The sequence below is a fragment of the Paenirhodobacter sp. CAU 1674 genome, assembly GCF_029222945.1.
Classification (GTDB): Bacteria; Pseudomonadota; Alphaproteobacteria; order Rhodobacterales; family Rhodobacteraceae; genus Rhodobacter.
Genome location: NZ_JARHUH010000002.1, coordinates 279,953 through 289,078, shown reverse-complemented (window position 1 = coordinate 289,078; position 9,126 = coordinate 279,953). Strand labels below are relative to the sequence as shown.

The 9,126-nt window shown below is 61.0% G+C and carries 18 protein-coding genes; all 18 read right to left on the bottom strand.

Going from position 1 to position 9,126, the window contains the following annotated elements:
• Nucleotides 1–80 precede the first annotated feature (80 nt).
• The 18 genes from rpsK to rplP all read right to left on the bottom strand — a co-directional run bounded on the left by rpsK (nt 81) and on the right by rplP (nt 9,124).
• Nucleotides 81–470 carry a 30S ribosomal protein S11 gene (rpsK, locus tag P2G62_RS03600; protein WP_275733501.1) on the bottom strand — a complete coding sequence of 130 codons (390 nt, stop codon included), beginning with the start codon at nt 468–470 and terminating at the stop codon, nt 81–83.
• 15 nt (nt 471–485) lie between these two features.
• Entirely contained in the window at nt 486–854 is a 369-nt protein-coding gene (gene rpsM, locus P2G62_RS03595) for a 30S ribosomal protein S13 (protein ID WP_275733500.1), read from the bottom strand.
• A 179-nt stretch (nt 855–1,033) separates the two neighbouring features.
• Nucleotides 1,034–1,690, bottom strand: a complete 657-nt coding sequence (locus P2G62_RS03590) for an adenylate kinase (RefSeq protein ID WP_275733499.1) — start codon at nt 1,688–1,690, stop codon at nt 1,034–1,036.
• A gap of 14 nt (nt 1,691–1,704) precedes the next feature.
• Complete coding sequence (secY, locus tag P2G62_RS03585) at nt 1,705–3,066, bottom strand: preprotein translocase subunit SecY (protein WP_275733498.1); 1,362 nt, start codon at nt 3,064–3,066, stop codon at nt 1,705–1,707.
• Nucleotides 3,067–3,168: 102 nt separating this feature from the next.
• Nucleotides 3,169–3,639 (bottom strand): 50S ribosomal protein L15, encoded by a 471-nt coding sequence (rplO, locus tag P2G62_RS03580; RefSeq protein ID WP_275733497.1) that lies wholly within the window; start codon nt 3,637–3,639, stop codon nt 3,169–3,171.
• A 147-nt stretch (nt 3,640–3,786) separates the two neighbouring features.
• Nucleotides 3,787–4,116 carry a ribonuclease E inhibitor RraB gene (locus P2G62_RS03575; protein ID WP_275733496.1) on the bottom strand — a complete coding sequence of 110 codons (330 nt, stop codon included), beginning with the start codon at nt 4,114–4,116 and terminating at the stop codon, nt 3,787–3,789.
• 128 nt (nt 4,117–4,244) lie between these two features.
• The gene (rpmD, locus tag P2G62_RS03570; protein WP_275733495.1) at nt 4,245–4,430 is read right to left on the bottom strand and encodes a 50S ribosomal protein L30; all 186 of its coding nucleotides are present in this window, start codon (nt 4,428–4,430) and stop codon (nt 4,245–4,247) included.
• A gap of 12 nt (nt 4,431–4,442) precedes the next feature.
• Entirely contained in the window at nt 4,443–5,003 is a 561-nt protein-coding gene (gene rpsE / locus P2G62_RS03565) for a 30S ribosomal protein S5 (RefSeq protein ID WP_275733494.1), read from the bottom strand.
• Between the two features lie 114 nt (nt 5,004–5,117).
• Nucleotides 5,118–5,477 carry a 50S ribosomal protein L18 gene (gene rplR / locus P2G62_RS03560; RefSeq protein ID WP_275733493.1) on the bottom strand — a complete coding sequence of 120 codons (360 nt, stop codon included), beginning with the start codon at nt 5,475–5,477 and terminating at the stop codon, nt 5,118–5,120.
• Between the two features lie 11 nt (nt 5,478–5,488).
• On the bottom strand, nt 5,489–6,022 hold the full coding sequence (gene rplF, locus P2G62_RS03555; protein ID WP_275733492.1) for a 50S ribosomal protein L6: 534 nt from the start codon (nt 6,020–6,022) through the stop codon (nt 5,489–5,491).
• Nucleotides 6,023–6,032: 10 nt separating this feature from the next.
• Nucleotides 6,033–6,431, bottom strand: a complete 399-nt coding sequence (gene rpsH, locus P2G62_RS03550) for a 30S ribosomal protein S8 (RefSeq protein WP_275733491.1) — start codon at nt 6,429–6,431, stop codon at nt 6,033–6,035.
• 13 nt (nt 6,432–6,444) lie between these two features.
• Complete coding sequence (gene rpsN / locus P2G62_RS03545) at nt 6,445–6,750, bottom strand: 30S ribosomal protein S14 (RefSeq protein ID WP_275733490.1); 306 nt, start codon at nt 6,748–6,750, stop codon at nt 6,445–6,447.
• Nucleotides 6,751–6,769: 19 nt separating this feature from the next.
• Entirely contained in the window at nt 6,770–7,330 is a 561-nt protein-coding gene (gene rplE, locus P2G62_RS03540) for a 50S ribosomal protein L5 (RefSeq protein ID WP_275733489.1), read from the bottom strand.
• Nucleotides 7,330–7,635 carry a 50S ribosomal protein L24 gene (gene rplX / locus P2G62_RS03535; protein ID WP_275733488.1) on the bottom strand — a complete coding sequence of 102 codons (306 nt, stop codon included), beginning with the start codon at nt 7,633–7,635 and terminating at the stop codon, nt 7,330–7,332. The genes rplE and rplX overlap by 1 nt, the downstream gene beginning before the upstream one ends.
• Nucleotides 7,635–8,003, bottom strand: coding sequence for a 50S ribosomal protein L14 (gene rplN / locus P2G62_RS03530; protein ID WP_022705624.1), 369 nt, complete (start codon nt 8,001–8,003; stop codon nt 7,635–7,637). The genes rplX and rplN overlap by 1 nt, the downstream gene beginning before the upstream one ends.
• Before the next feature lie 81 nt (nt 8,004–8,084).
• Complete coding sequence (gene rpsQ, locus P2G62_RS03525) at nt 8,085–8,318, bottom strand: 30S ribosomal protein S17 (RefSeq protein ID WP_275733487.1); 234 nt, start codon at nt 8,316–8,318, stop codon at nt 8,085–8,087.
• A gap of 12 nt (nt 8,319–8,330) precedes the next feature.
• On the bottom strand, nt 8,331–8,531 hold the full coding sequence (gene rpmC / locus P2G62_RS03520) for a 50S ribosomal protein L29 (RefSeq protein ID WP_275733486.1): 201 nt from the start codon (nt 8,529–8,531) through the stop codon (nt 8,331–8,333).
• A gap of 179 nt (nt 8,532–8,710) precedes the next feature.
• Complete coding sequence (rplP, locus tag P2G62_RS03515) at nt 8,711–9,124, bottom strand: 50S ribosomal protein L16 (protein WP_275733485.1); 414 nt, start codon at nt 9,122–9,124, stop codon at nt 8,711–8,713.
• Nucleotides 9,125–9,126: the final 2 nt, after the last annotated feature.

Here is a 9,126-nt window from a genome sequence, read left to right as displayed (position 1 = left end):
CCGGGGACGCCCGAGGGTATAAACGAAAGCGACCGGGCCGCGCGGGGAATTCCCGCACGGCCCGATCGGTAAGTCCGAGATCAGACGCGGCGACGCTTCGGGGGGCGGCAGCCGTTGTGTGCGATCGGGGTCACGTCGCGAATCGACGTGATGTTCAGACCGGCAGCAGCCAGCGCACGCAGCGCCGACTCACGACCCGAGCCCGGGCCCTGCACTTCGACGTCGACGGTTTTCAGGCCGTGTTCCTGTGCCTTTTTGGCTGCGTCTTCAGCAGCCATCTGCGCGGCATAGGGGGTCGATTTACGCGAGCCCTTGAAGCCCATGGTGCCCGAGGACGACCACGAAATGGCGTTCCCCTGCACGTCCGAGATCAGGATCTTGGTGTTGTTGAACGAGGAGTTCACATGCACAACGCCAGCGGCGATGTTTTTGCGTTCCTTGCGCTTAACGCGGGTTTTATCACGTGCCATGTTTCAACGCTCCCCTTACTTCTTCTTGCCGGCGATGGCTTTTGCGGGGCCCTTGCGGGTACGAGCGTTGGTGTGCGTGCGCTGACCGCGAACCGGCAGGTTGCGGCGGTGACGCAGGCCACGGTAGCAACCGAGGTCCATCAGACGCTTGATGTTCATCTGGGTCTCACGACGCAGATCGCCTTCCACGGTGTAGTTGGCGTCGATGTGCTCGCGGATGGCGAGGACTTCGGCGTCCGACAGTTCGTTGACGCGACGGGTGCGGTCGATGCCCACGGCTTCGCAGATCAGTTCCGCGATATGGGGGCCGATACCGGTGATGTAGGTCAGTGCGATCGGGACGCGTTTCCCGGTCGGAATGTTGACGCCAGCAATACGTGCCAAAGCGTGTATCCTTATTGTTGCGGTTCCGTAATCCCAGAACCTTTTCTCACAACGAAGGCCCGAAAGCAGTGCTTCGGGCCGCTCTTCGCCACAGCCGGGGATTACCGGTTCACGACGATTCTCTACCGAGACGCTGTGACCTAGAAGGATTTTCCCTCAAGGTCAAGCGCCTTGGTGCGTTAACTCGCCTGCTGGTCGAGAATGGCGCTCATCTGCCGCGCCACATCGTCGATTTCGGCCAGACCGTCGACGGTGAACAGGTCGCCCGTCGCATAGTAATAACCGATCAGCGGAGAGGTTTTCTTGTAGTATTCCATCAGCCGGGTTTTCAGGCTGTCTTCGTTGTCATCGGCACGGCGCTTCAGATCGTGGCTGCCGCAAACATCGCAGGTGCCCGGAACCTTGGTCGGCTTGGTTTCGTCGTGATAGACTTCGCCGCAATTGCCGCAGGTGAAGCGGCCGGTGATCCGGCGCACCAGCGCCTCGTCATCCACCCGCATTTCGATCACGGCATCCAGCTTCGAACCGATCTTCGCCAGCAGCTTGCCCAAGGCATCCGCCTGCGGCAGCGTGCGCGGGAAGCCGTCGAAGATGAAGCCGTTGCCGCCCGCGGTTTTCAGCTTTTCCTCGATCAGACCGTTAACGATTTCGTCGGTGACCAGTTGGCCGCGGTCCATCACCTCGGCCACGCGCTTGCCCATCTCGGTGCCCGAGGTCTTGGCCTCGCGCAGCATGTCCCCGGTGGACAGCTGCACCATGCCGCGCTCTTCCACCAGCTTGCGGGCCTGCGTGCCCTTGCCCGCCCCCGGCGGCCCCAGAAGAATGATGTTCGTCATCGGTATCCTCCCGTTTAGCGACGTGCCGGAGCCTTGCGGGCACCCGACTTCTTCTTGCCGCGCAGCTGCGATTTCTCGATCAGCCCTTCATACTGGTGCGCCAGCAGATGCGACTGGATCTGGTTGATCGTATCCATCGTGACCGACACCACGATCAGCACCGAGGTGCCGCCGAAATAGAACGGGATCGACAGTTGCGAGCGCAGGATCTCGGGCAGCAGGCAGACCGCGGCCAGATAGGCCGAACCGATCACCAGAACGCGTGCCACGACGTAATCCAGATAGTCCTCGGTTTTCTTGCCGGGACGGATACCCGGAATGAAGCCGCCCTGGTTCTTCAGGTTGTCGGCCACCTCGTCGGATTTGAACGCGACGTTGGCGGTGTAGAAATAGGCGAAGAACACGATCATTGCCGCGAAGAACGCCAGATACAGCGGCTGGCCGGGGCCGAAATAGGCCAAGATCGTCGACATCACCGGGCCGGTTTGCGAGCCCGAGAAGGTGGCGATCGTGGTCGGCAGCAGCAACAGCGACGAGGCGAAGATCGCCGGGATCACGCCGGCCGGGTTCACCTTGATCGGCAGATGCGACGAGCCGCCGTCATAGATTTTCATGCCCACCTGACGGCGGGGGTATTGGATATGGATCTTGCGCAACGCGCGTTCCATGAACACCACAAAGGCAATGACCGCGACAACCATCACCATCACGCCCAGGATGACCGGCGTCGAGACGGCGCCCGAACGGCCCTGCGCGAAGAACTGCGCCAGCGCGGCCGGGATGTTGGCGACGATACCGACGAAGATGATCAGCGAGACGCCGTTGCCGATGCCGCGTGCGGTGATCTGTTCGCCCAGCCACATCAGGAACATCGTGCCGCCGACCAGCGTGATGACGACCGAGGCAATGAAGAACAGCCCCGGATCATGCGCCAGATCGCCCGATTGCAGCGAAACGGCCAGACCATAGGCCTGGAAGGTCGCCAGACCCACGGTCGCATAGCGGGTGATCTGGTTGATCTTCTTGCGGCCCTGCTCGCCCTCTTTCTTCATCTGCTCCAGCGCCGGGACCATGGCGGTCAGCAGCTGCACGATGATCGAGGCCGAGATATAGGGCATGATGCCAAGCGCGAAGATCCCCATGCGACCAAGCGCGCCGCCGGTGAACATCGACAGCATGCCGCCGATCCCCGAAGCCGCGCTGTCCATGAATTCCCGCAGCGCCACCGCGTCGATCCCCGGCACCGGGATATAGGTGCCCAGCCGGTAGATGATCAGCAGACCGATCGTAAAGAAGATGCGTTGGCGCAGCTCGGTGGCTTTGCCCAGGGCGTCCCAGCTCAGGTTCGCCGCCATTTGCTCTGCAGCAGATGCCATATGCCCGTCTCTTTCATGAAAGCGCCGCCGGACCGTTCCCCGGTCGGCGGCGCCTGGAAAACTGTTGCCTATGTAAGCGGGCCGAGGCCCGCCCACAACCGCTTATTCAGCGGCAGCAGCCACCACGGTCAGCGTGCCGCCGGCTTTCTCGACGGCCTCGATGGCCGCTTTCGAAGCGCCGGTCACGTTCAGCGCGACCTTGGTTTTGATTTCGCCCTTGGCCAGAACGCGGATACCGTCCAGCTTGCGGCGGACCAGACCCGAAGCGACCAGCGCGTCTTCGGTGATCTCGGCTTTGCCGTCCAGCTTGCCCTCGGCGATGAATTTCTCGATCAGGCCCAGGTTGATAACCGCGAAGGATTTCTGGTTGGGCTTGTTGAAGCCACGCTTCGGCAGACGCCGATAGAGCGGCATCTGGCCGCCTTCATAGCCGTTCAGCGCTACGCCCGAACGCGATTTCTGACCTTTGATACCACGGCCAGCGGTTTTGCCTTTGCCCGAACCCGGACCACGCGCAACGCGTTTTTTCTTACGGGCGGCACCGGCGTTATCGGCCAATTCATGAAGTTTCATGTCGCTATCTCCTAGGCCGGAACTGTCCCGCCAGCGACGGATGGGACAAACACGGCATTTCTTGGTTTGCGCCTTGCGGCATTGATTCTGGGGCCCCGAAGAGCCCACCGGGGGCGTATAGAACCCCCGGCCCCCGAAAGCAACAGCTTACTCGGTGAAGAAGCCCCAGCCATCGGCCGCGAACCCATAGACCGCGCCCAGCAACGTCAGTTTTTCTTCATGCCCCCACAGCACCTCAAGCGACAGCGGGCCCATCGCCGTGGTGATCTCGACGCAGGCTTCATCCTCGTCGTCCGCATCATACCATTCCACCGTGTAGCCCTGCGCCTCTGCCGCTTCGGTGAAACCGTCCCAATCGGCCTCTCCCGCTTCGGCGACGAACTGGAAGTTGATGCAGGCCGCTTCCGGCAGGGTCTCCATCTGCGAAATCTCGCGGAAGACCTGTTCGGTTTCCGCTTTCTGCTCGTTCAGATCCATGCCGATTCTCCTTGGCTTGTCTGGGGCAACGTGACGCCAGATCGCGCCGCGTCACAAGTGAATATCACGCAAAGCAAAACGCCCCGCCGTCTGGCGGGGCGTTTCGATACTGTCCCGGGCCGTCAGGCTCAGGCTTTTTCTTCCACGATGGTCACAAGATGCGGGATCTTGTTGACCATGCCGCGCACCGAGGGGGTATCCTCAAGCTCACGGGTGCGGTTGATCTTGCCCAGACCCAGACCTTTCAGGGTCGCAGCCTGAATCGCCGGGCGGCGCGCGGCCGAAGCGATCTGTTTCACAACGATGGTAGCCATGGTTCAAACTCCTCAGGCTTCGACCGAAGCTTCGGCTTCGGGTTTCGCCAGAATGTCCGCCACTTTCTTGCCGCGACGCTGCGCGACCGAACGGGGCGAGGCTTCTTTCTTGAGGCCGTCGATGGTGGCGCGGATCATGTTGTAGGGGTTCTGCGAGCCCAGCGACTTCGCAACAACGTCCTGCACGCCCAGCATCTCGAACACGGCGCGCATCGGACCACCGGCGATGATCCCGGTACCGGCCGGAGCCGTCCGCATCACCACCTTGCCAGCGCCGTGACGGCCTTCCATGTCGTGGTGCAGCGTGCGCGCATCTTTCAGAGCGACGCGGATCAGCGAGCGTTTCGCCTGTTCGGTCGCCTTGCGGATCGCTTCCGGCACTTCTTTCGCCTTGCCTTTGCCGAAGCCGACGCGACCGCGCTGGTCACCGACGACGACGAGGGCCGCGAAACCGAAGCGCTTACCACCCTTCACGGTTTTCGACACACGGTTGATCGCAACCAGGCGATCTGCGAATTCCGGGGTCTCTTCGCGGCTTTCGCGGCGATCCCGGCGGTTCTCACGTTCTGCCATGAGGCATTCCTTTTCGTGATGGCGTGGTATCACGCCGATAACATCCAATCCTGGTGGGCGGCCCAAAGACCGCCCCCGGATCATCGGGGGGACGCGAACATCCCCCGCCTGTGCTTAGAACTTCAGGCCGCCTTCACGGGCAGCATCGGCCAAAGCCTTGATCTTGCCGTGGAACAGGAAGCCGCCGCGATCGAAGTAGCATTCTTCAACGCCAGCTTTTTTCGCACGTTCCGCAATCGCCGCGCCGACTTTCGCCGCCGCTTCGACGTTGTTCTTGCCAACCACACCGAGATCTTTCTCGAGGGTCGACGCGGCCGCCAGGGTCACACCTTTGACGTCGTCGATCAGCTGAACGCTGATGTTCTTCGACGAACGGTGCACCGACAGACGCGCACGCCCGTTGGCCATGGCCCGCAGTTTGTTCCGCACGCGCAGGCGGCGCTTGAGGAACAGCTCTCTTTTGTTGTTCGCCATCTCTCAGCCCCTTACTTCTTCTTGCCTTCCTTGCGGAACACGAACTCACCCTTGTAGCGGATGCCTTTGCCTTTGTAGGGCTCGGGCTGACGCCATTCGCGGATGTTCGCGGCGACCTGACCAACGAGCTGCTGGTCGATGCCTTCCACAACGATTTCGGTTTGTTTCGGCGAGGTCACGGTGACCCCGGCCGGAACTTCGAAGTTCACTTCGTGCGAGTAGCCGAGCGACAGCTTCAGAACGTTGCCCTGCATCGCGGCGCGGTAACCCACACCTTGAATTTCAAGCTCTTTCTTGAAGCCGGTGGTCACGCCCGTCGCCAGGTTCTCGATCATCGAGCGGGTCATACCCCACTGCTGACGAGCCCGCTTCGAGGTGCCGCGCGGCGTCACGGCGACGGTCTGACCATCCAGCGTGATGGTCACATCGTCGGTGGCGGTGAAGCTACGGGTGCCTTTCGGCCCCTTCACTTCGATGGTCTGGCCCGACAGCTGCGCCGAAACGCCGCTGGGAAGCTCGACCGGTTTTTTACCAATACGAGACATGGAGCCCTCCTTAGAACACGGTGCAGAGCACTTCACCGCCAACATTGGCAGTGCGCGCAGCCGCGTCCGACATGACGCCTTTCGGCGTGGAGACGATCGACACGCCCAGGCCCTGACGGACCACCGGGATGTCTTTCACCGAAGCGTAAACGCGGCGACCGGGGGTCGAGACGCGCTTGAGTTCGCGGATCACCGGGGTGCCCTCGAAATACTTCAGGCTGATTTCCAGTTCCGGGTGGCCATCGGCACCGGTCGTGGCTTCATAACCGCGAATGTAGCCTTCCGCGGTCAGCACATCCAGAACCCAGGCGCGCAGCTTCGACGCCGGCGTCTTGACAGTGGACTTGCCGCGCAGTTGCGCGTTGCGGATGCGGGTCAGCATATCGCCGAGAGGATCGTTCATCGACATTTCCCGATTCTCCTTACCAGCTCGACTTCACCATGCCGGGGATCTGACCGAAGGAGGCCAGGTCGCGCAGCATGATCCGCGAGAGTTTGAGCTTACGATAGTAAGCATGGGGACGGCCGGTCAGCTGGCAACGGTTGTGCAGACGGACGGCCGACGAGTTGCGGGGAAGCTCTGCCAGTTTCAGGGTCGCCTTGAAGCGATCTTCCATCGGCAGGTTCTGGTCTTCGATGATCGCCTTCAGCGAGGCGCGTTTACCGGCGTATTTCTTCACCAGTTTCGCGCGCTTCACTTCGCGTTCAATCATGGATTTCTTAGCCATGTGGTCTCTCTCCCCGCGATCAGCTGTTGAAGGGCATGTTGAATTGCTTCAACAGCGCCTTCGCTTCCGCGTCTTTGGTCGCGGTGGTGCAGATGATGATGTCCATGCCCAGAACTTCGTCGACTTTGTCGAAGTCAATTTCCGGGAACACGATTTGCTCTTTCAAGCCCATCGCATAGTTGCCACGGCCATCGAACGAGGTGCCTTTGACGCCGCGGAAGTCGCGGACGCGGGGCAGCGCGATGTTGATCAGACGGTCCAGGAACTCGTACATGCGGTCGCCACGCAGGGTGACCTTGCAGCCGAGCGGCATCTCTTCACGAACGCGGAAGCCGGCGATCGACTTTTTCGCGTGGGTGATGACAGCCTTCTGACCAGCGATGAGCGACAGCTCTTCGGCGGCCTGCTTGACCTTCTTGGTGTCTTTCACGGCTTCGCCGACGCCCATGTTCAGGACGATCTTGTCCAGACGCGGGATCTGCATGTCGTTCTTGTAGCCGAACTCTTCTTTCAGAGCGGCCTTGATCGACGACGTGTAGAGCGCTTTCAGGCGCGGGGTGTAGGTGGCTTGGTCGAGCATCAGATCGCCTCCCCGGTGGTCTTGGCGAAACGCACCTTCTTGTCGTCTTCCATGCGGAAGCCGACGCGGGTGGCTTTGCCATTGGCGTCCAACAGCGCCAGGTTCGACAGGTCGATCGGCATCGCTTTCGCGATCCGGCCGCCCTGGCTGGTCTGGGACTGACGGGTGTGACGGATGGCGGTGTTCACGCCTTCCACGATCGCCTTGTTGTCCTTGGGCATGACAGCGGTGATTTCACCCTGTTTGCCCTTGTCCTTACCGGCGAGCACGACGACCTTGTCGCCTTTGCGGAGCTTGGCAGCCATCACAGCACCTCCGGAGCAAGCGAGATGATCTTCATGAAGTTTTTCGCACGCAGCTCGCGCACGACCGGCCCGAAGATACGGGTGCCGACCGGTTCGCCCTGGTTGTTCAGGATGACGGCGGCGTTGCGGTCGAAGCGAATGGCGGTGCCATCTTCACGACGAACTTCTTTGGCGGTGCGCACGACGACGGCCTTGCGGACGTCACCTTTCTTCACGCGACCGCGCGGGATGGCTTCCTTAACGGAAACGACAATGATGTCGCCCACCGACGCATAGCGACGGTGCGAACCACCCAGAACCTTGATGCACTGAACACGGCGAGCGCCGCTGTTGTCAGCAACATCCAGATTGGTCTGCATCTGGATCATTTGGTTTCTCCCGACCTTTGGGGACGTCCAAGTTCATTGGGGCCCCAGGGTTTCGACAAACTGGTGACTGATCCCGGGGCCTCAGGCCTCGAGAACAACCGTCCAGCGTTTCGTCTTCGAAATCGGTGCGCATTCTTCGATGCGAACAATGTCACCGGTCTTGAATTGGTTGTTGGCGTCGTGAGCCCGGTATTTCTTGGACTTACGAACGGTCTTGTGCAGCAGCGGGTGCTTGAAACGGCGCTCGACCAGAACGGTGATCGTCTGATCGTTCTTGTCCGAAGTCACGGTGCCTTGCAGGATACGTTTGGGCATCTGGGAAACTCCTCAGTTCGCAGCTTCAGCGGCTTTTTGGTTCAGGACCGTCTTCACACGGGCAACGTCACGACGGACGGCACGCATGCGGGCGGTGTTCTCGAGCTGACCGGTGGCCTGCTGGAAGCGCAGATTGAAGGCTTCCTTCTTCAGAGCGACCAGCTCATCGCGCAGCTGGTCAGGCGTCTTCGCCTTGAGTTCTTGGGCGTTCATCCCAGGTCCTTTCTTGGCATCAGAGGGCCCCACTGGGGTCACCCTGTCTCTGATGGGTTATGTCTGTCCGTATTTCAGGATGCGCGCGTATAACACCGCACCCCCGGGCTGGCAATGCCAGCCTTCAAAAAAACAGACCCCCGAAGCGAATTCGGGGGTCTGAAGATCTTTTCGGTCGCTTACCAGTCTTCGCGCGCAACGATCCGGGTCATCACCGGCAGTTTGTTGGCGCCCAGACGCAGGGCTTCGCGGGCGATCACTTCCGAGACACCGTCGATCTCGAACATGATTCGGCCAGGTTTCACCTTGGCTGCCCAGAAGTCGACGGAGCCTTTACCTTTACCCATCCGCACTTCGGTCGGCTTCGAGGTCACCGGGGTATCCGGGAACACACGGATCCAGACGCGGCCTTGACGCTTCATGTGGCGGGTGATCGCGCGGCGGGCCGCTTCGATCTGCCGCGCGGTGACGCGCTCCGGCTCGGTGGCTTTGAGGGCAAAAGACCCGAAGTTCAGGTTGAAGCCGCCTTTGGCTTCGCCGTGAATCCGGCCTTTGTGCAGCTTGCGGAACTTAGTCCGTTTCGGTTGCAGCATTG